This window comes from Exiguobacterium sp. J17977 (assembly GCF_018616375.1).
In the GTDB taxonomy this organism is placed as follows: Bacteria; Bacillota; Bacilli; order Exiguobacteriales; family Exiguobacteriaceae; genus Exiguobacterium; species Exiguobacterium mexicanum.
In genome coordinates this window covers 568363-588537 of record NZ_JAEQBB010000001.1, presented here as the reverse complement: position 1 = coordinate 588537, position 20175 = coordinate 568363, and the positions used below count along the sequence as shown (strand labels likewise).

The following is a 20175-nucleotide window of genomic DNA, read 5'->3' as shown; positions in this document are numbered from 1 at the left end:
TTTTGTCAGTTCCGAAGTGGCTTGCCTTTGACGAGCATATGTTGCATCCGTTGCTGCGATTTCGGTTCCCCGATGAGGCTTAGGAACGCCTCGCGCTCGATGTCGAGGAAGTACTGCTCGTCGACCATCGTGCCGTATGCCAAATCGCCGCCACTGATAACGTGGGCAAGTTTTTTCGCAATCTTCAAATCGTGTTCAGAGATATAGCCACCGTAGAACATCTCGTACGCTGCGAGTTCGAGCGTCGCTTTCCCCGTTTGACCGACGACCGGCAACTTCTCACGAACCGGTGCCGTATAGCCGTCAGCGAGACCGAGTACCGTCTGTTTCGCATCGAACGTCAAGTGGTCGCGGTTCATCGAGATGTCGTCGACCGGGCGGTGATAGCCGAGCGCTTTCGCGTCATAGGCCGACTTCGATACTTTCGCCATGGCGATATTCTCGAACGTCTGTTGCGCCGCTTTCTCGATGTTTTGCATCGACTTCGGCGTTTGCTCGAGGAGTCGACGGTACGTGTTGACGTTCCCCCCCCCACCTGGGATGAGGCCGACACCGACTTCAACGAGACCCATGTATGTCTCAAGCGCCGCCTGCATGCGTGCGGCCGGCAAGCTGATTTCTGTCCCGCCGCCGAGCGTCATGCCGTAAGGCGCGACGACGACCGGGCGACCTGCGTAGCGAATCTTCTGGACGACTTGTTGGAACTTGTTGATGATCCAGTCGAGCTCGTACCAGTTCTCGTCTTCCGCTTCCATGAGCATCATCGCCAGGTTGGCGCCGACACAGAAGTTCTTGCCGTCGTTGGCGAGGACGAGTCCTTTGAAGTCGGTCTCGACGAGGTCGATTGACTGTTCAATCATCTGCATAATGTCGACACCAATCGCATTGTTCGGTGACGTGAACTCAAGGGCGACGACGTCGTCACCGATGTCGATGAGGCGGGCCCCGCCGTTCTCGAGCACGATTCCGTTCGATTTGGCGAGCGGTGCGAGTTTCACTTCTTTCGGGTTGACGGTCTTCTCAACGTACGTCTGTGACGCTTGGTCGTAATACTGGTCTCCCTTATAGAATGTCGTGTGTCCGGCAGCGAGCATCTCGTCGATCCACGCCGGGACGTCATACCCTTCCGCTTTCATACGGGCGACCGATTTCTCGACGCCGAGTGCGTCCCACGTCTCGAACGGTCCGAACTTCCAGCCGAAGCCCCACTTCATCGCGTCATCGATGGCGACGATTGAGTCACTGATTTCGCCTGTGAGACGCGCCGAGTAGACGAGCGTCTTCGCCGTGACCGGCCAGAGCAGTTGTCCGATGCGTCCTTTGTTCAAGATGGCGCCTTTCAACTTCGCCTTCGAGCCCGGGAGCGATTTGATTTGGTCGAGCTCTGGACCTGTAATCGCTTTCAATTGTTCGTACTCGAACGTGTGAAGGTTGAGCTCCTGGATGACTCTGCCGTCCTTCTTATAGAAGCCTTGTCCGGCCTTCTGGCCGATCCAGCCCTTCTCGACGAGCGTCTTCATTTCAGTCGGGACGTCGAACGTGTCCTTCTCTTCACCTGCGTCGAGCGTCTCATAGACGTTTCCGGCGACGTGGACGAACGTGTCGATGCCGACGACGTCGAGCGTACGGAATGTCGCCGATTTTGGCCGGCCGATGAGCGGTCCGGTGATCGAGTCCATCTCGCCGATCGAGGCGTTCTGTTTGAGCATCTCTTCGAACGTGACGAGGAGTCCGTACGTACCGATGCGGTTACCGATGAAGTTCGGTGTGTCTTTCGCTTCGACGACGCCTTTCCCGAGACGGTCCTCCGCGAAGCGGGCCATGAAGTCGATGACCGGGCGTGCCGTCTGCTCCGTCGGGATGAGTTCGAGCAGTTTCAAATAACGTGGCGGGTTGAAGAAGTGTGTCCCGAGGAAACGTGTCTTCAAGCCTTCCGGCAATACGCTCGCCATCGCCTCGATCGAGATGCCTGACGTGTTCGAGCTGAGAATCGCGTCTTCACGGATGTAAGGAGCGATTTTCTCGAACAGCTGTTGTTTCACGTCGAGCCGTTCGACGACGACCTCGATGACCCAGTCCGCTTCCTTCAAGCGCTCGAGATCATCTTCTAAGTTCCCCACGTCGATGAAGTTCAAATGATCCGCTGTCGCGAGCGGTGCCGGGTTCTGTTTCAATAGCTTCTGACGGTTCTCGGAAGCGATGCGGTTCCGCACTTCTGGTGACTCGAGCGTGAGCCCTTTCGCTTCTTCTTTCGACGTCAATTCACGTGGTACGATGTCGAGCATGAGCGAACGAATCCCCGCGTTCGCCAAGTGAGCCGCAATCCCCGCCCCCATTACTCCTGAACCGATGACGACCGCAAAACGGATGTTACTCGTCAAACGGAGGTCGGCTGATTGTTCGATGTGACTCGTCATATTGTTCCCCCCTCAATGAGAATGAATAGTGATTCATTTCAAGCGTAAAAAAAATCGCAATCACCATCGTGTTTACTCTTCTATCATAAATGAATGACAATTCATTCGCAAGCGTTCATTTTTCAAATTCGTTCCAATTTCGCTCAGGACGATTACATTTTGATGAGTGTGGTATAGACAGAAAGAGTCAATTTGAGAAAGGGGAATGTATACATGAGTGAGAATCGTTTAAACACAGTGGGGAACCGACACGATTTTGAGTCGTTCAAAAAGGACGGCCAAGAGCAGGCCCATCAACCGGGAATCGACTCGAAGATGGAGCCGTTCCCGATCTATGAGCGTGAAGGATATAAAGGAAGCGACAAACTGAAAGACAAAGTGGCCATCATCACAGGCGGCGACTCGGGAATCGGGAAATCGGTCGCCATCTTCTTCGCCCACGAAGGCGCGAACACGGTCATCGTCTATAAAGATCAAAACGAGCTCGAGGACGCCGAGGCGACGAAAGAGCGCATCGAGGAACTCGGGCAGGCCTGCCTCTTGTTGCAAGGAGACATCGGCGATTCGGACTTCTGCCAAGATGTCGTCAAACAGACGCTCGAGACGTTCGGCCACTTGGATATCCTCGTCAATAATGCCGCCGAGCAACATCCACAAGAGTCGCTCCTCGACATCTCGGATGAGCAACTCGAGCAGACGTTCCGCACGAACATCTTCAGCATGTTCTATTTGACGAAAGCCGCCCTTCCATATTTGAACGAAGGCGCGAGCATCATCAATACGACGTCCATCACAGCGTATCAAGGAAACGACCAGTTGATCGATTACTCGTCGACGAAAGGTGCAATCACATCGTTCACGCGTGCGCTCGCGAGCAACCTTGCCGAGAAGAAGATTCGCGTCAACGGTGTCGCACCAGGCCCAATTTGGACACCGCTCATTCCTTCGACGTTCCCGGCAGACAAAGTCGCCTCGTTCGGTGACTCAGCCGAGATGAAACGTCCGGGTCAGCCGGCGGAACTCGCACCGGCTTACGTGTATCTCGCAAGTGACGACTCGACGTACGTCAGCGGTCAAGTCATGCACGTCAATGGTGGGACGGTCGTAAACGGATAAACTTGTCAAAAGGCCCAGTGTTCAGTCACTGGGCCTTTTTGTTGGGAAATTCATCCATCCTATGTTAGCTTTATCTGCAGGAATTCGTCCGGTCACTTAGACCAATATACGACAGACAGGAGCTCACGTTTGATGATTCATTTTCACTTAACAAAAGATGATTTTTTCGCCGTACAAAAAAACTTCATCGAAAATTCCGATTACCATAAAAGAAGAGCGAGGCACATCACGATTATATTGATGTTGCTTACGGTGTCATGGGGATTCTTGCTCGCACTTCTTTTGTTACCTCAAACGATTTCTGCCCCTCTGTTCCTCGGACTCGCCATCGGTTCAAGTTTGTTCCTAGCGTTTCTATTGTTTCCCTTCTTAAAAAAAGCGTATGTAAACATCACACTTTGGCAATTCCGCTATCTACTGAAACAAGAGACGAAATGGCCACGTGACATCACCTTGTACATCAATGAGCACGGGATCGAGCGCAACTCGCTTCACAACAATGTGAATAAACGGCTTCAAGTCGCATGGGAAGCGATTGAACGAGTAAGTGGCGATGAGAAAAATCATTATCTATATGTGGAAGCAAGAGATACGATTGTTGTCCCGAAGCAACACCATATGCTGAGCGAGACGGAACAAATTAAGATTAATGACCTGTTACAAAAACACTTAAATATCACACTCTGATTTTCTATGTGATCTGAAGACAGACATGGTCCGATGTTTCTGAACGTACACGTATATGATTTAATCAGAAAGGAGTACCTTAAATGATCACCGCATATAAAATGACGCTTGAAGATGTTCTATCATTTCAACAGGACATGATTTCCCATTCAAATCAACATAAGAAGAGCCGTAAAATATGGTTGACTGTCATGAGTATCCCCGCATTCCTACTCGGATATTTCACGACAACCTTTATTCTACCCCGGTCCGAGTCAATCGTTTTATTTTTACTCACTGTAATCGGTGTAGGTATTTTGTTCGCGCTGTTGCTCAGACCCCTCCTTAAAGATTTATATGCACCATTCGTCCTTCGGCAATTTCGTCTAGTTAATAAAGACAGTGCCTGGCCAACAGATATCACGCTTCAACTTTCTGATACGCACGTCGAGATGCATGTCGTTCGTGGCAAAATTAATCGAACGACTCAAGTCCCTTGGACGTCTATTCTCAAAGTGAACGAGAACGAGACGCACCGCTTCCTCTATTATGAAGAAGATGAGGCGTTGATCATCCCGAAAGTGAAAGATGGGGTCACAGCAGTCGAACAGAGTGAAATCGAGCGGATCCTCGACAAACATATGAACACAGAAAAGCACACGAGTTCACATTGAACTCGTGTGCTTGTTTCATTTCTTGACCATTCCTTTTAACACGAACGCGACGTTCGCCGGACGTTCCGCAAGGCGGCGCATAAAGTAACCGTACCAGTCACGGCCGTATGGCACGTAGACGCGGACTTTGTAACCTTGGCGGACGAGCTCGAGTTGACGCTCGACCCGGATGCCGTACAGCATTTGGAACTCGAACTGGTCGAGTGGGATGTTGTTCAGTTTCACATGCTCGATGATTGCATCGATCATATGGTCGTCATGTGTCGCGATAGAGGCGTAGTTCCCGTTCGCAAGATGGAGTTTGACGAGCTTCAAGTAGTTGTGGTCGACGTCTTCCTTTTCGGGGAATGCGACCGTCGCCGGCTCTTTATATGCCCCTTTGACGATACGAAGGTTCGGCTTGAGCGGTGCGAGATGATTGATGTCATCTTCCGAGCGGTACAAGTACGACTGGATGACCGTCCCGAGTCCGTCAAAGTCGGCTTTCAACTTCTTGAACAAGTCGAGCGTCTTCTCGCAGCGCGTCTCGTCTTCCATATCGATGGCGACGAACACACCGACCGCTTGAGCCGCTGTCAAGATTTGACGCATGTTGTCTTCAATCAAATCATCCGAGATGTCGAATCCGAGTGACGTCAGTTTGAGTGACATATAGGCGTCGAGCTTCTCTTCTGCCATGATTTCAATCGCCCGGATGATTTCATCGCGGTTCTCGTTCGCTTCTGCGACCGTCGTGATGAACTCTCCTAGATGGTCGACCGTGACCGATAACCCTTTCGCGTTCAACTCGCGAATCGTCGGTACCGACGTCTTAAAATCTTCCCCCGCCACAAAGCGCGAAGCCCCGAACCGAAGCCCGTATTTTTTAGCCAAACTGTTGAGTGTTTTGTTTTGAGACATATAGATAAATCCATCGCGCAACACTTTTTCCATCTGATTTTCCCCCTTACGTTTCCACCCATCTATCTCTATGACGATGTCTGAAATTATTATGACATACAAACGTCAATTCGTCTGTAATTTTGTAATCGGTTTCAGGATTTCATTTCCCTCTATTCAGAAAAAACAGACGCCCCGCAGGACGTCCGTTTCAAAGGCCCGTATTCGGCGCCACGTAAAGCAAGATACTGAGGAAAACGAACACGCTTCCCGCTAGAACGAACAGGTGCCAAATCGCATGGTTGAACGGCAGCTTCTGCCATACGTAGAAGATGATCCCGACCGAATAGGCGATCCCGCCGGCCAAGAGCAACATGAAACCGTTATGACCGAGCGACTCGTACAGGGGGCGGATGGCGATGAGACAAATCCAACCGAGGCCGAGATACGTCACGTTCGACACCCACATATATTTCCCCGTCGAGAACAGTTTCCAGACGATCCCTAATATCGCGACGCCCCAGACAATCCCGAACAACGTCCAACCGAGCGTCCCTTTAAGCGACACGAGCGCGAACGGCGTATAACTCCCGGCAATGAGTAAGTAAATCCCGGCGTGATCGAACACTTGCAGTACACGCTTCGCCCGCGGATGAGGAATCGCATGCATGAGTGTCGAGAACAGGTACAGTAAAATCATTGATGCCCCGAACACGCTCACCGCGATGACGTTGCCGGTGCTGCCCGTCTCCGTTGCCGTCATGACAAGCAGTACGAGCGCGACGATGCTGAAGATGATGCCAAGCCCATGGGTGATGGCGCTCGCAATCTCTTCTCCAAGCGTATCCGCATGGAGCATGTCTTTTAACTTCTCTTGATCCATTCACGTCCCGCCTTCCCTATTTATTCCTCTAGTATGGTCATTTCCCGGTTTCAACGCAAACAAAAACATGGGCCGAAGCGACCCATGTCTGTGCATTATGCGACTTCCTTCACTGGAACGTCACATTCCATATTTTGTGCCCGCATCGCTTTGGCGCGCATGTGGAACAAGACGAGTAACGTGACCGTACCAATTGTAGCGATGACGTACGGGATGACCCCGTTCATCTTAAAGCCGATTGGTGCCGTCAAAATGTAGAACCATACGGCGTACAACATGAACGTCCCTGGGATGAGCGCGATATAGTGGTTGCGCCCTTTGATGTACAAGTACATCGCCCCGACGAACAAGGCGATGACCGCCGTCGTCTGGTTGGCCCAGTTGAAGTATTGCCAGAGCATCTGGAAGTCCATGTTCGTGAGCACGTATGAGATTGCGAACAACGGAAGTGCAATCCAAAGGCGTGACGAGAATTTCTTCTGCGCGATGCTCATGTAGTCGGCAATAATCATCCGCGCGCTACGGAACGCCGTGTCGCCTGACGTGATCGGCAAGACGATGACGCCGAGAATGGCGAGTGTACCGCCGATACTGCCAAGCATGAGCGTCGCCACTTCTTGAACGACGAGTGCCGGTGTACCCGTTTGAATCAATCCGAGCAATTCGCCTGGCTCAAAGATGGCCATGGCTGCCCCCGCCCAAATCATGGCGATGACCGCTTCGACGATCATCATGCCGTAGAAGATTTCACGGCCGTTGCTTTCTTTCATCGTCGTCCGCGAGATGATTGGCGACTGTGTGGCGTGGAACCCAGACAACGCCCCACATGAAATGGTGAAGAAGAGGAGCGGCCAAATCGGCAAGCCGTCCGGATGCATGTTTGTGAGTGTCATCTCTGGAATCTTGTAACCTTGTGCGAACAGGCTGACGGCGATCCCGACGGCACTGATCATGAGGAGTGCCCCGAAGAACGGATAGATGCGCCCGATGATTTTGTCGACCGGAAGCAGCGTCGCCAAGATGTAATACGCGAACACGGCGAAGATGACGATCGTGAGCGTCGTCGCGTTGCCGTCGAACAAGTTGTTGATCATGTTACTCGGTGACGTGACGAATACCGTCCCGACCAAGAGCAAGAGTAAGAGTGCGAACCCGTTGACGACGTGGCGGAGCGAGCGGCCGAGAAACTTCTCAGCGAGTTGCGGCAAGTGCGCCCCGTTGTTGCGAAGCGAGATCATCCCCGTCAAATAGTCGTGTACCGCTCCAGCGAAGATTGACCCGAAGACGATCCAGAGGAACGCGACCGGTCCGTAGAGCGCCCCCATGATCGGTCCGAAAATCGGTCCGACACCGGCGATGTTCAACAGTTGAATCATCGAGTTCCGTTTTTTCCCCATCGGCACGTAATCGATGCCGTCCTGTGATGCATAGGCAGGCGTCGTCCGTTCTTCCTTGATGCCGAACGTCTTCTCGACGTAGCTGCCGTACACTTTGTACCCGACGAATAAAATCGCCAAGGCAATAAAGAATGTAATCATGTGTGCTGTCCCCTTTTGTGCATATGTAGCCAATCCCCGTCGGCCCCGAAAAAAATGAATCCCGTTGTTTTACACGTATAATGTAAACGCTTACGTGACTGATTATACAGCAGTTCCCAAAATTTTGTAAGGGGTTTCGTTCACTTTTTTGACACTTTTTCGAGCACGAAAAAACGGCGCCCATATGGGGCGCCGTCTCGGTTGCATCGCTTATTTCAAGGCGAACTTCGCTTGCTTCGCCCCTGCGCCAGTGTAGTCGCTCGCGATGACCGCGTAGCTACCTTTGGCGAGACCTTTTTTGAATGTGAATGTATACGTACCGGCCCAGCTCGCTTTCACTTTGGCGACTTGTTTGCCTTTCGCGTCTTTCAAGACGACGAGGGCTCCCGGTGTCGTTGTCCCGATGAGCGCCTTCGTGCCGGCTTTCACGCCTTTCGTGTTCTTCGGTGTCGCGATGGTCGTTTTCTTGAGCGTGAACGCCTTCGCTTTGACGACCGTTCCCGTCACGTCTTTGGCAATCACTTCATAGTCGCCATAGATGAAGCCGGCCCGTTTCGTGAATTCGAACGATCCGTTCTTGTCAGCCGTCGCATAGGCGATCGTCTTGCTGTCACGCTTGAGCGTCAACTTTGTCTCCGGTGTCGCTTTTCCTGAAATGACGTTCGTGTTGGCGTACGTCAACTTCGAGGCGAGCACCGGCGTGCCGACGAAGCCAGCTCCAACAACTTTCGTTTCTGTCACGGTCGCGCCATCGAGTTCAGAGACGATGGTGAGTGATTGACGAAGTTTGAGCGGTTTCGTCACGAGTGTGTACTTCCCGGCTTCGTCCGCTTTCGCTGTCGCGAGCACTTTCGCGCCGTCTTTCAACGTGACGTTCGCGTTCGGTGTCGTCGTACCCGTCACGGCTTTCGCGCCTGGCTTGATTGTATTCACTGTAAGCGTGAGCACAACTTCCTCTTCCTCAACTACTTGATCGAGTTCGATCGTGTACGTGCGGAACAGACGATCCGCTGCGTCCGGACGTGTCGTCTCGGTCGCTTCGATACCTTCATACAAGTCGACATACTGTTTGCCGGCGTCGGCCGTCTCGAACTTGGCTGCCCGCTTCGCGTCGGCGACGATCTTCCAGTTGTCGTCCGCTTTGTATTCGAGCTTGCCTGAGACGATATAGTCCGAAATGACGTTCCGTGTCTCATACGCCGAACGATAGACGATGTTCTTCCCGCCACCGAGTCCTGGGAACGATGTCGAGCCGGCGCGGTAGTTGTTCGTCGCGACGAGGAACTCTTGATCGAGCGTGATTGGCTTGCCGTTATACTTCACGTTCTTGATGCGGTTTGCATCTTTGTTTGCCTCAATCAGTTTCCCGCCTGCATCGAACTTGGCAGGACCGGTCACGTCAATCTCATACGTGAGGCCGTCGAGGATATCGAAGTTGTAGCTGCGGAACTCCAAGTTGAGCAACTCATCGTTCGTGTCCGAGACTTGTTTGTACGCCCCGGCTGACATCTCGAGCCAATCCATCACGTCCGCACCCGTCACTTTGACGACTTCGAGCGTGTTCGGGAAGACGTACAGGTCGGCCACGTTCTTCAATGCGATTGAGCCTTTCGGGATGTTCGTGTAATAGCTGGCGTCCGTCAAGTTACGGTTCCCGGCTTTGAACGGAGCCCCGGCCGAGAGGAGCGGGAGCTCCTTATATGCCGCGAGCTCCGGGTTCGTCGCGAGTTCTTTCTCGACGTACCATTTCTGTGCGTTCGTCACGAACTGGACCGACGCGTCGTCACGGACGAGCGCGAAGTAGCTTTGGATGTCGTCTTGAATCTCACCGACCGGACGGTTGATGTATTCAATCGTCGCTTTATGGTCCGCATCGATGAGCGAGGCGATTGTCGGGTCGACCGGTGTGTCCGCCGTGACCGTATCGAGTTTCGCGTTCGCATCGAGCACTTGCCATTTGCCATCGACGAGCTCGAGGTCGAGGTCGATGACACCGAGGTCTTTCCCTTGGTTGTTCGCCATGACGACCGGCTTGCCGTTGATCGTGCCTTTCTCCATGTTCACGTTCGGGAACGTGGTGAACATCCCTTTCGCGTCAGGGAAACGACCGTGCTGGTGACCTGTCATGACCATGTCGAGCCCTTCGATTTTCGTGAGCGTGTAGCCGACGTTCTCTTCCCCGTCTGATTGCTCATCCGCGAGTGTCGCACTTTCCCCGATACCTGAGTGCGCGAGCGCGACGACGACGTCTGCGCCTTGCTCTTTCAATTTGGCGACGGCCGCTTTTGCTGCCGGTACCATATCATCTGCCGTCACCTTGCCTTGGAGGTTCCCTGAGTCCCACGACATGATTTTCGGCGGCACGACCCCGAACACACCGACTTTAATCGTATGTGTCTCGCCGTCCCCGTCGACGACTTGGCGTTCGATGATTTGGACTTCTTGTCCGTCCTCGTTATATTTCGAGACGATTGGCTCACCCGACAAGTCCTTCACGTTCGAGTTGACGAAGCGAAGCTTGCCTTTCGACCCTTGCATCGCGTCATACAAGAACTGGAGCCCAAAGTTGAACTCGTGGTTCCCGAGTGTGACCGCATCGAAATCGAGTGCCGACATCGCTTCATACATCGGATGCTCGAACGCGCCTGGTGCTTTCTGATGCTGTTCGCGGACGTAATCCCCGAACGGCGTCCCTTGAAGCGTATCCCCGTTATCGAACAGGAACGTGTTCGGTTTGCCGGCGTCCATGCGATGTTGCTGAATCAACGTCGCGACTTTCGTCAACCCGATCGTGTTATCGATTTTGTCCTGAAAGTAATCGTAGTTCGTGATGTTTGTATGTAGGTCGGTCGTCTCCAAGAAGCGCAGTTTGACGACGTCCTCGTCTTCCGCTGCCGCGTGTTGGAGCGGGATGAGTGTTGGGACGATGAGCGACGTAGCAATGGCCATCTTCGTAAATTTAGACATGATTTTTCTCCCCATTCATGTGGTGTGCATTGCGGACTAAATATACCATAGCGGCCTCTCCATTTTAATGAAGCCTATGTCCTATTTCCTTAAAAAATTGGTAAAGAAAGGTCTGGTCCTAGACGACTTTCCGAGAACATGGAAAAGGTCCGAATCCGTATGATTAGACCGAACAGACGACTTCGCGTTAAGCGATTTTTCGACCGAACTTGTTCAGAGGCTAGACCTCGCACGAGCAGTCCGTTAGACCTAAAAAAACCATCCCCGACGCGTATCAGGGATGGTCATATCGTCACGAACGGATGCGAATCGAGATCGTTCCGTCGCTCTCGCCTTCCGGCCGTGGGAAGCGGACGTGGAGCGGATAGTCATGTTTCGGTAAAATCGGTTCGGCGAGCACGGCATCGGCTCGGCCGATGACCTCGTCTCGCTGCATCAACTCGAGCGGAAGACGCGGGATTTGGAGCGCTTGCTCGGCATAGCCGTTCCGGACAAGAAGCGAGGCGCCGATCTCCGTGTCGGTCACGTCGAGATGGACGAGCAGCAAGTCGAACTGGCCTTCGGCGACCGGGCGGCTGAGGATATTCATCCGTTTCAGGCGATGCCATGCCACGTCCGGGAACGCATCCCGTTCGGCGTCGGTCACATCTTGGAGCGGCGCCGTCGGGTTCATTTGGAAGGCGAGCTGAATCGACTCGGTATCGAGGTCGTCGACATCGGTGAACAGTTCCTCTTCGAAAAAGTCGAGGTAGACGGGCTTGCTCGTCATCGCCTCGAACGACGGCAAGTCCATCCGGCTTAGCATCTTCTGGCCGAGCGGTTCACGCCGTTCGTTCAACAAGAGCACGGGAATCTCGTCGAGCGAGAACACGGTCGCGACCGTGTTGCGGAACAAGGCGACCACGGACAGACCGCCCGGGTTCTTCGTCGCACTGAGCAGTTCGATCGACAACTGGTTGTCCGCGAGCGGTGGCAACGTTGTCGCATGATAACGGAACACGTACTCATCTTCTTTCGAGATGTCCATCCCTTCATCGAACACGAGGCGGAGCGTCCGCTCGTCGTCTTGGCGGATGATCGTCTCGACTTTCTTTCGTTTCAACAGTCCGAACATGTCACAGCCCCTCCTCTTCCCGTTGCGCAAAGTATAGGTCTAACTGGCACAGCTGAATCGTCACGTCGCGGGCGATATCGAGATACGTCTCTTGGAAAATCTCGAGCCCTTCTTTGCCGAACTGACGGCTCGGGTCTTCCTGGCCGTAGCTGCGGAGCCCGATGCCTTCTTTCAAGGCGTTCATTGTCGTCAGATGATTCGTCCAGCGGATATCGAGATGGCTGAGCAGTTGTTGCCGCGCGAAGGCGATGACTTCCGGATAGCCCTCGATGCGCTGCTTCGCCGTCTCGACGATGCCGTCAATCCATGGTGCGAACGCTCGTTTCAACTCGTCTTTGTCCCCGACCTCGTCGTCCCACGTCGGCGCCTGTTGCGTCAAATACATATAGTCCTCGATGAGCGCGTCTTTCGCCCACTCTTCCGGGACGAGCTCCGCGTCGATATGACGGTCGAGCGTCTCTTCGAGCGCGAGGCGCATCATCGCGAGCACGTTGTTCATGATGGCCGTCGCGTTGGCGTCGACCGCCTCGTCGCGAATCGAGTAGATGATGCGACGTTGTTCGTTCAAAACGTCGTCGAGCTTGAACATGTAGTCGCGGACCGAGACGCCGACGCCTTCGATCGTCGTCTGGGCGTATTCAATGATGTCGCCGGCTTCCTTATGGCGAATCTCTCCATGTTCGTCTGGCTTCAGTTTGTGTTCGACACGTTTCAACCGCTCGGCGGCATACCGTTTGACGAGGTCGTCCTCGAGTGAGACGAAGAAACGTGACATGCCCGGGTCGCCTTGGCGTCCCGACCGTCCGCGCAGCTGATTGTCGACGCGGAGCGACTCGTGTCGTTCCGTTCCGATGACATACAAGCCGCCGCGTTCGCGCGCCGTCTCGTCTAAGACGATGTCGGTCCCGCGTCCGGCCATGTTCGTCGCAATCGTCACGTGTCCGAGCCGTCCCGCCTCGGCGATAATCTCGGCCTCTTGGGCGACCGTCTTCGCATTCAACAGTTCATGCTTGATGCCTTGTCGCTCGAGCTGTTCGCTCACCGCTTCGGATTGAGCGATTGAGGTCGTCCCAATCAAAATCGGTTGTCCCGTCGCGTGGATGGCCGCCACTTCTTGTCCGACCGCCGCATACTTGTGGACAATCGTGTCAAAGACGCGGTCCGGCAAATCTTCCCGCAGACGCGGCCGGTTCGTCGGCACTTGGACGACGTCCATTTGATACGTCTTCATGAACTCTTCGCGTGACGTCTGGGCTGTCCCGGTCATGCCACCGAGGAGCGGGTACATCCGGAAGTAGTGTTGAATCGTGATCTCGGCCGTCGTCTTGTTCTCTTCGGTGATGTCGAGCTGTTCTTTCGCCTCGAGCGCCTGATGGAGGCCTTCCGACAGGCTACGCCCTTCCATGACCCGGCCCGTGAACAAGTCGATTAACTCGATTTTGCCTTCTTGGACGATATAGTCGACGTCTCGCTCGAACAATACGTTCGCCCGGAGCGCCTGCATCATGTAGTGATAGAGGACGTGGTGCTCGGCAGAGAACAAGTTGTCGACCGAGAACAACGCTTCAATCTTCTCGATACCCTTGTCCGAGAACATGACGGCGCGCGCCTCGAGGTCGACCGTATAGTCGTCTTCCGTCAATTGACCGAACACGGTTTGGGCGAGCCGCTTCAGGCGGACGTGCGACTCGTCCTTCTGGGCGATGATGAGCGGTGTCTTCGCCTCGTCAATCAAGACGCTGTCGACTTCATCGAGCAAGGCGAAATGGAACGGACGTTGCACGCGTTCTTGCGGTGAGCCGACCAAGTGGTCCCGCAGATAGTCAAACCCGAACTCGGTCCCGACCCCGTATGTAATGTCGGCCGCATACGCCGCTTGTTTGTCAGCGAGCTCCATTTCCGGCACGTTCAACCCGACCGTGAGCCCGAGGAACGTATGAATCTTCCCGATCTGCTCGGCGTCACGTTGCGCCAAATAATCGTTCACCGTGATGACGTGGACGCCCTTCCCTTCGAGTGCTTTGACGAACGCCGGCAATGCCGCGACGAGCGTCTTCCCTTCCCCGGTCGGCATCTCGGCGATGTTCCCTTCGAGCAGGGCGAGGCCGCCGATGAGCTGGACGTCATAATGACGGAGCCCGATCGTCCGGACGGATGCCTCGCGAACGAGGGCGAACCCTTCTTCCGTGATGGCGCGGACGTCCGCACCGTCCGTGAGCCGCTGTTTCAGTTCGAGCGCGTACTGGCGAAGCGCTGCATCGTCTAACGCTTGCATCGTCTCCTCGTACGCGTTGATGCGTTCGACTTGTTTCTTATAGGTTTTCAATCGTCGTGCCTGATCATTGGTCAATTGCTTCACAAAATCAATCACAGGATAGCCTCCATCGTCCGAAACCATATTTGTCTAGCTACCCTCTCATTATACCGGATTTTGTTTCCGTCTCGCTTTATTATTTCGGTAAATCCCAAAAAGTTGGAATTTCACCATTCATCCCACCCTTTTTTTGACTTCTTTCAAATTTCTTTTCATTTTTCTATTTGAGACGGCGTGAGACCGTGATACGATGAAAAAAACAGAACGTTTGTTCGTAAAAAAGGAGAGGTGGCTATGCGACGTCGGATTTTTTGTATCGACAGCGTCTCGTTCTACGCCAGCTGCGAGTGCGCCGCCCGAAAGTTGAACCCGTACAAGACGAAGCTCGTCGTCTTATCGAACCTGCAAGACCACGGTGCCCTCGTCCTCGCCGCGACACCGCCGATGAAGCAGCTCGGCATCAAGACCGGCTCCCGGCGCTTCCACATCGACCGCTTGCCGTGGCACGAGCGGCGGCACGTCATCTACGCCGAGGCCCGGATGAGCCATTATTTGAACGTGTCCGTGCAAATCGTTCATATTTTGCATCAGTTCGCGCCTCCGGAGGCGATTCGCGTCTACTCAATCGATGAGACGCTCGTCGATTTGACCGGCACGGAGCGGCTGTTCGGGAACGATGCACACGTCGCCCGGCTCATCCGCTCGACCGTCTTCCGCTATACCGGCATCCCGGTCACGATTGGCATCGGTCCGAACAACGTCCTCGCCAAGCTCGTTCTCGACCTGCATGGGAAGAAGACAGGCGTCGCCAGCTGTTTCCTACACGATGTCGAACGATTAATTCACCCGGCCCCAATCGGCAAGATGTGGGGCGTCGGTGCGAAGATGGAAGTCCATCTCCATCGGCTCGGCATCGACACGATTGGCGACCTCGCCCGCTATCCGCTCGAGACGCTCCATGAGAAGTTCGGCGTCATCGGTGCCGAGCTGTGGCATCACGCCTGGGGCATCGACGAGTCGCCGACGATCCTCCCGCCGAGTTCCCTGTTCGGGGCGAAGCGGCAACGACCCCGGACGATCGGCCACGGCATCACGCTCATGAAAGACTATGCGACGTATGCGGCCATTCGGCTCGTCTTACAAGCCATCGCCGTCGAGGTCGGGATGCGGACGCGACAGGCCGGTCTCGTCGGCGGCAGCGTCCATCTCGGCGTCCGCTACACCCGGACGAGCGAGCGGCGCGGGTTCAGCAAACAAAAAAAGCTCGCCCGCTTCACAGCGGACGAGCGCGAGTTCTTGCCGGTGTTGTTGACGCTTTTCCTCGACGCCTGGGACGAGACGGAGGCGGTCCGTTACGTCTCGGTCGCCCTCGGCAAGCTCGAACCCCGGAGTGACCACGTTCAGCTCTCCTTCTTCGAGGACGAGTGGGCCCGGGCGCGCCGGTTCGACTTCCTCGACCTCGTCGATAGCTTGAACGTCCGCTTCGGACGCGGCACGATCCGCCCGGCATCGAGTTTATTGAAAGACAGTCCGCTCCGGACGCGGCAACGCCTCATCGGTGGACATAAACAAGGAGGTGAATCGTCATGAGCCAGACCCGCTACAAAGACCGCGGTGAATTGAAATGGATTCCGTTCCTCATGCCCGAGCACGTGGCGCTCCTAAAGAAATATTACGCCCACGTCCAAAAGATCGAGCTGCCCGATTTGGATGAGCAGCTCCTCTACTTGTGGCAGACCGAACTCGAACGCGCCATCCGTGAAGGTGACGCCGTCGAGCTGACGCTGTTTGACAACGGCATGACCCATACGGTGCACGGTTACGTCCACGCCATCTATTACGCCGAGCGCGAAGTCGAGCTGTTCGACACGGACGTGCGCCGCATCCCGTTCGGTCAGATTCTGTCCGTCCGTTAAGACGCGTCAATCGCTTCCTGCGTCGTCTCGAACGTATCGACGTGGTCGAGCACGCCGTAATGCGTGAGCGTCTGGCGCACCGGTGCCGACAAGTGGGCGAAGACGACACGACGGTCGGCCGCTTTCAACTCGCGGACGACGCGGCGAATCTCTTCGACGGCCGTCACATCGATGACCGGACAGCGGTGGAAGTTGAAGATGAACACGTCAGGCTCGTCATGGATATGATGCAGGACGTGCTCGAACATCTCGATCGCCCCGAAGAAGAGCGGCCCCTCGACGCTGAAGACGACCTGTCCGTCGCGCGTCACGTACCGTTCCGTCTGTTCGCGGACGTCAATCGTATCGGCCATCCGTTTCGCAAACAAGGCGAGCGCACAGATGACCCCGACCTCGACGGCGACGACAAGGTCGACGAACACGGTCAGACCGAGCGTGATCAGCAGGACGAGCGACTCGGCCGACCGATGCTTGAGCATCTCGAAGACGTGGTGCCGCTCCGACATGTTCCAAGCGACGCGCATCAAGATTGGGGCGAGCGCGGCCAGCGGGACGTAGCTCGCGAGCGGTGCCAACACGAGCACGGCGAGGAGCACCGTCAATCCGTGGATAACACCGGAACGGCGGCTGACCGCTCCCGCTTGAATATTCGTCGCCGTCCGGGCGATGGCGCCGGTCGCTGGAATCCCACCGAAGAACGGGACGACGACGTTGGCGAGCCCTTGCCCGAACAGTTCCTTGTCCGGGTTCATCTTCGTGCCGGCCATGCCGTCTGCGACCGCACCCGACAATAGCGACTCGAGCGCCCCGAGGAAGGCGATGGCGAACGCCGACGGCATGAGCGTCGCAATCATATCGAGGTCAATCGCGAGCCAGTTGAACTCCGGCAGTCCGCTCGGGATGCCGCCATAGGCACTACCGATCGTCGCGACTTCCCCTGGGATGACGAGACTGACGAACGTCGGCACGAGCATCGCCATCAAGAGGAGCGGCAACTTGACGGGCAGCTTCGGCACGAGCCAGAGCGTCAAGAAACCGATGGCCGCAATGAAGACGGGCCAAAGACTCGCCTCCGGCAATGACGTCACGAGCTGAAGGAAGTTCTCGTGGAAGTGCGGCGCCTTCTCGAACGTGATGCCGAACAGTTCATCGAGCTGATCGACGAAGATGACGACGGCAATCCCAGCCGTGAACCCGATTGTGACGGCGCGCGGCATGAAGCGGATCAGTCGTCCGACGCGGAGCACGCTCATGAGGAATAAGAGCAGGCCGGCAAGGAACGTCGTCACGAGCAACCCTTCATAGCCGTGTGCGAGCATGACGCCCGAGACGATCGGGATGAAGGCGCCGGTCGGTCCGGCGATTTGAAACGTCGAGCCCCCGAACAGGCTGACGAGGATACCGGCGATGATGGCCGTGTACAGGCCGTACACCGGTCCGACGCCCGAGGCAATCGCGAACGCCATCGCGAGCGGCACGGCGACGACCCCGACAGTGATTCCGGCCGAGATGTCTTTCTGCCATCTTTGGCGTGGTGTCATGAAGTTGTCCATTCTTGTATTCCTTCTTTCCATGATGTCGAAAACGAGTTCAGTGTACGCCTGTCCCTGCCCTTTGTAAACGACTCCGGCGAAACGTTAACACAATCGACAAAACAGAAGAATATTAGTAACTAGACAAGTAGTGAAACCAACTATATCTATCAATCGTAATAATACTTTAAAAATGTTTTCATGGAGGAATAAATAATTATGAAACTATCGAGGAATCGAATGGAAAAAACATTGCGTTGGTCAGTACTAAGAACAGTGTTATTTTGTGCGTCTCTGACCTACATTTTCGGTATGCCATATTATCTCGGATTTATTTTTTATAACCAATTTTCCATAGAGTTAAAAGATTCATTGGCTCTCGGTATTGCACTCTTCGCCATTCTCACACCAATCATCATAAAAATAAATAATGATTTAGATCGTATTATCAAATCGAAGATATATAAGCCTATGAACCTTCGAATCAAACGAGTAAAAGAAAATTCATTCCCAAAAGAGGTTGAATTAATGATTAATAATAAAGACATAGAAATCGTAGATTATATGTACGTGGGTAAAACAGAAATCGCAATTAAATATTATAAGAATTAATTTCATTCTAGATTAATTTTAGTAAGGTTCAATTCAAAACTAATAAAGACGCATCCATCATGCGATGGATGCGTCTTCGTTAATTCGTCGGTGCCTCGACGACTTGATCGCCCTCATCCGCATCTTCACCAAGCAGACGGACGTGACGGCCGAACAGCCACATGACGACAAGGTGGGCTTTCGCCTGCGTCTTCGTGTAGAACCACCACGGCAGCGCCGGCACAAACTCATGGATGGCGACAAGCCCTTCTTCCGACTCCGGCAGCCGTCTGAACTCGAGCCGTCCCGTCTTGTCGTCCTCACTCAGCTTCGTGAACAGACCACCATCGATTTCATACGATGCCATATCATCCGTCGCCTCGTCCTCGAGCGACAGATGGAGCGCGACGAGTGATGGTCGCAGGAGCGCAATCTCCCAGTCATCGTCTTCTTTCGTCGTCTGGATAAGCGGATACGCGAGCCGGCCGAGCCACTCGAAGTACGTGTCGGCCATCCAAAGCGCCGATTTGTTCTCGGGCAGACCGAACCGTTGAATCGAGCGGACGGTATACTGTTGCGGTGCATTTTTCTTCTTGCCGCTACCTGACTTCTGTTTCTCTTCTTCCTCGAGCGCGTGCTCGACCGCTTCCTTGAACGGGATTTCCCCTTGTTTGACGCCGGTCGTGTCTTTCGCGACCATGGCGTGGCCCATGCTCTCGACGAGCGGATAGACGGTGTCTTTCGGCTCGCCCGTCACGGCCATGACCCAAAGGCGGGACAGCTTGATTGTCGGGAACGGGAAGTCGATCATGACGCGGCGTTTACCCATGACGTCAGCCGTATCTTCAATCATCTTGCGATACGTCATTACTTCGGGTCCACCGATATCGATATGATGGTCGTACAGCGCCTCGGCCCCGACGACCGAGATGAGCGCTTGGACGGCTTCACGCAAGTCGATCGGATGCGTCTCCGTCTTCGTCCAGTTCGGAAGAATCATGACCGGCAACCGTTTGACGAGTTTCGCGAGAATCGGAAACGACGAGCCTTCCGGACCGATGATGAGTCCAGCTCGAATTGTCGTCACCGGCACCCCTTGGCCACCGAGAATCCGTTCGACCTCAAGCCGGCTCTTCAAGTGACGGGACAACGTCTTCGACTCTTTCGGTATGATGCCGCTCAAGTAGACGATCTGTTCAATGTCGTTCGCTTTCGTCGCCCGGGCGAAGTTGTCGGCGATGAGCGCGTCCATGTCTTCGAACGTTGCCTGCGTCAATCCGCCGTCCGGAATCATCGAGTGGACGAGGAACATGGCGTAGTCCGCCCCCTCGCACGCCTCGCGTGTCTGTTCATACGAGAACAAGTCACACGACCGCCACGTGATGTGTTCTTCGTCTTCCTTGTTCTTCGTCGAGCGGGATAAGGCGATGATGTCATATTCTTCTTTTAAATGGTCCATCACGTTCGAGCCGATATAGCCGCTCGCGCCCGCGATGACGATCGTTTTCCGCATAGTGGTCACTCTCCCCTTTATTTACACATAAAGGTACTGTACCCGTCTTGGGCTT

At 54.5% G+C, this 20175-nt stretch carries 15 protein-coding genes; 6 read left to right on the top strand and 9 right to left on the bottom strand.

Annotation, left to right across the window (positions count from 1 at the left end; all coding sequences use genetic code 11):
• Positions 1 to 5 precede the first annotated feature (5 nt).
• Positions 6 to 2417, bottom strand: a complete 2412-nt coding sequence (locus tag KNO58_RS02915; RefSeq protein WP_214751790.1) for a 3-hydroxyacyl-CoA dehydrogenase/enoyl-CoA hydratase family protein — start codon at positions 2415 to 2417, stop codon at positions 6 to 8.
• A gap of 213 nt (positions 2418 to 2630) precedes the next feature.
• Here KNO58_RS02915 and KNO58_RS02910 point away from each other — a divergent pair, with 213 nt between their 5' ends.
• From KNO58_RS02910 to KNO58_RS02900, 3 genes are all read left to right on the top strand, one after another.
• Positions 2631 to 3533 carry an SDR family oxidoreductase gene (locus KNO58_RS02910; protein ID WP_214751789.1) on the top strand — a complete coding sequence of 301 codons (903 nt, stop codon included), beginning with the start codon at positions 2631 to 2633 and terminating at the stop codon, positions 3531 to 3533.
• 240 nt (positions 3534 to 3773) lie between these two features.
• Entirely contained in the window at positions 3774 to 4220 is a 447-nt protein-coding gene (locus tag KNO58_RS02905; protein ID WP_214751788.1) for a hypothetical protein, read from the top strand.
• 83 nt (positions 4221 to 4303) lie between these two features.
• Positions 4304 to 4873: a YcxB family protein gene (locus KNO58_RS02900; protein ID WP_214751787.1), complete on the top strand. Its 570-nt coding sequence runs from the start codon at positions 4304 to 4306 to the stop codon at positions 4871 to 4873.
• 15 nt (positions 4874 to 4888) lie between these two features.
• On the opposite strand, the gene KNO58_RS02895 is transcribed toward KNO58_RS02900, so the two are convergent.
• The 6 genes from KNO58_RS02895 to secA2 all read right to left on the bottom strand — a co-directional run bounded on the left by KNO58_RS02895 (position 4889) and on the right by secA2 (position 14625).
• Positions 4889 to 5806 carry a proline dehydrogenase family protein gene (locus tag KNO58_RS02895; RefSeq protein ID WP_214751786.1) on the bottom strand — a complete coding sequence of 306 codons (918 nt, stop codon included), beginning with the start codon at positions 5804 to 5806 and terminating at the stop codon, positions 4889 to 4891.
• 157 nt (positions 5807 to 5963) lie between these two features.
• Positions 5964 to 6635, bottom strand: coding sequence for a PAQR family membrane homeostasis protein TrhA (gene trhA / locus KNO58_RS02890; RefSeq protein WP_214751785.1), 672 nt, complete (start codon positions 6633 to 6635; stop codon positions 5964 to 5966).
• Positions 6636 to 6730: 95 nt separating this feature from the next.
• Positions 6731 to 8173, bottom strand: coding sequence for a carbon starvation CstA family protein (locus KNO58_RS02885; RefSeq protein ID WP_214751784.1), 1443 nt, complete (start codon positions 8171 to 8173; stop codon positions 6731 to 6733).
• Positions 8174 to 8383: 210 nt separating this feature from the next.
• Positions 8384 to 11140, bottom strand: a complete 2757-nt coding sequence (locus KNO58_RS02880; protein WP_214751783.1) for a bifunctional 2',3'-cyclic-nucleotide 2'-phosphodiesterase/3'-nucleotidase — start codon at positions 11138 to 11140, stop codon at positions 8384 to 8386.
• A 292-nt stretch (positions 11141 to 11432) separates the two neighbouring features.
• Positions 11433 to 12254, bottom strand: coding sequence for an SLAP domain-containing protein (locus tag KNO58_RS02875; protein WP_214751782.1), 822 nt, complete (start codon positions 12252 to 12254; stop codon positions 11433 to 11435).
• A 1-nt stretch (position 12255) separates the two neighbouring features.
• Positions 12256 to 14625: an accessory Sec system translocase SecA2 gene (secA2, locus tag KNO58_RS02870; RefSeq protein ID WP_214751781.1), complete on the bottom strand. Its 2370-nt coding sequence runs from the start codon at positions 14623 to 14625 to the stop codon at positions 12256 to 12258.
• A gap of 237 nt (positions 14626 to 14862) precedes the next feature.
• On the opposite strand from secA2, the gene KNO58_RS02865 reads away from it, so the two are divergent.
• The gene (locus tag KNO58_RS02865; RefSeq protein ID WP_214751780.1) at positions 14863 to 16158 is read left to right on the top strand and encodes a Y-family DNA polymerase; all 1296 of its coding nucleotides are present in this window, start codon (positions 14863 to 14865) and stop codon (positions 16156 to 16158) included.
• On the top strand, positions 16155 to 16484 hold the full coding sequence (locus tag KNO58_RS02860; RefSeq protein ID WP_214751779.1) for a YolD-like family protein: 330 nt from the start codon (positions 16155 to 16157) through the stop codon (positions 16482 to 16484). The genes KNO58_RS02865 and KNO58_RS02860 overlap by 4 nt, the downstream gene beginning before the upstream one ends.
• Here the strand turns inward: KNO58_RS02860 and KNO58_RS02855 are convergent.
• On the bottom strand, positions 16481 to 18037 hold the full coding sequence (locus tag KNO58_RS02855; protein ID WP_214751778.1) for a SulP family inorganic anion transporter: 1557 nt from the start codon (positions 18035 to 18037) through the stop codon (positions 16481 to 16483). The two genes, KNO58_RS02860 and KNO58_RS02855, sit on opposite strands and share 4 nt — an antisense overlap.
• 219 nt (positions 18038 to 18256) lie before the next feature.
• Between KNO58_RS02855 and KNO58_RS02850 the strand changes: the two genes are divergently transcribed.
• A complete protein-coding gene (locus tag KNO58_RS02850) occupies positions 18257 to 18628 on the top strand; it encodes a hypothetical protein (protein ID WP_214751777.1) in 372 nt (123 codons plus the stop codon).
• Positions 18629 to 18707: 79 nt separating this feature from the next.
• Here KNO58_RS02850 and KNO58_RS02845 read toward each other — a convergent pair whose 3' ends face one another.
• Positions 18708 to 20120, bottom strand: a complete 1413-nt coding sequence (locus KNO58_RS02845; protein WP_214751776.1) for an NAD-dependent epimerase/dehydratase family protein — start codon at positions 20118 to 20120, stop codon at positions 18708 to 18710.
• Positions 20121 to 20175: the final 55 nt, after the last annotated feature.

Bases quoted from the DNA above. Each gene is read 5' to 3' on its own strand.
- KNO58_RS02855 (WP_214751778.1), bottom strand. From the start codon at position 18,037: ATGGACAACTTCATGACACCACGCCAAAGATGGCAGAAAGACATCTCG.
- KNO58_RS02845 (WP_214751776.1), bottom strand. From the start codon at position 20,120: ATGCGGAAAACGATCGTCATCGCGGGCGCGAGCGGCTATATCGGCTCG.
- KNO58_RS02865 (WP_214751780.1), top strand. From the start codon at position 14,863: ATGCGACGTCGGATTTTTTGTATCGACAGCGTCTCGTTCTACGCCAGC.
- KNO58_RS02915 (WP_214751790.1), bottom strand. From the start codon at position 2,417: ATGACGAGTCACATCGAACAATCAGCCGACCTCCGTTTGACGAGTAAC.
- KNO58_RS02900 (WP_214751787.1), top strand. From the start codon at position 4,304: ATGATCACCGCATATAAAATGACGCTTGAAGATGTTCTATCATTTCAA.
- KNO58_RS02895 (WP_214751786.1), bottom strand. From the start codon at position 5,806: ATGGAAAAAGTGTTGCGCGATGGATTTATCTATATGTCTCAAAACAAA.
- KNO58_RS02860 (WP_214751779.1), top strand. From the start codon at position 16,155: ATGAGCCAGACCCGCTACAAAGACCGCGGTGAATTGAAATGGATTCCG.
- KNO58_RS02910 (WP_214751789.1), top strand. From the start codon at position 2,631: ATGAGTGAGAATCGTTTAAACACAGTGGGGAACCGACACGATTTTGAG.
- KNO58_RS02850 (WP_214751777.1), top strand. From the start codon at position 18,257: ATGGAAAAAACATTGCGTTGGTCAGTACTAAGAACAGTGTTATTTTGT.
- KNO58_RS02905 (WP_214751788.1), top strand. From the start codon at position 3,774: ATGTTGCTTACGGTGTCATGGGGATTCTTGCTCGCACTTCTTTTGTTA.
- trhA (WP_214751785.1), bottom strand. From the start codon at position 6,635: ATGGATCAAGAGAAGTTAAAAGACATGCTCCATGCGGATACGCTTGGA.
- KNO58_RS02880 (WP_214751783.1), bottom strand. From the start codon at position 11,140: ATGTCTAAATTTACGAAGATGGCCATTGCTACGTCGCTCATCGTCCCA.
- KNO58_RS02885 (WP_214751784.1), bottom strand. From the start codon at position 8,173: ATGATTACATTCTTTATTGCCTTGGCGATTTTATTCGTCGGGTACAAA.
- KNO58_RS02875 (WP_214751782.1), bottom strand. From the start codon at position 12,254: ATGTTCGGACTGTTGAAACGAAAGAAAGTCGAGACGATCATCCGCCAA.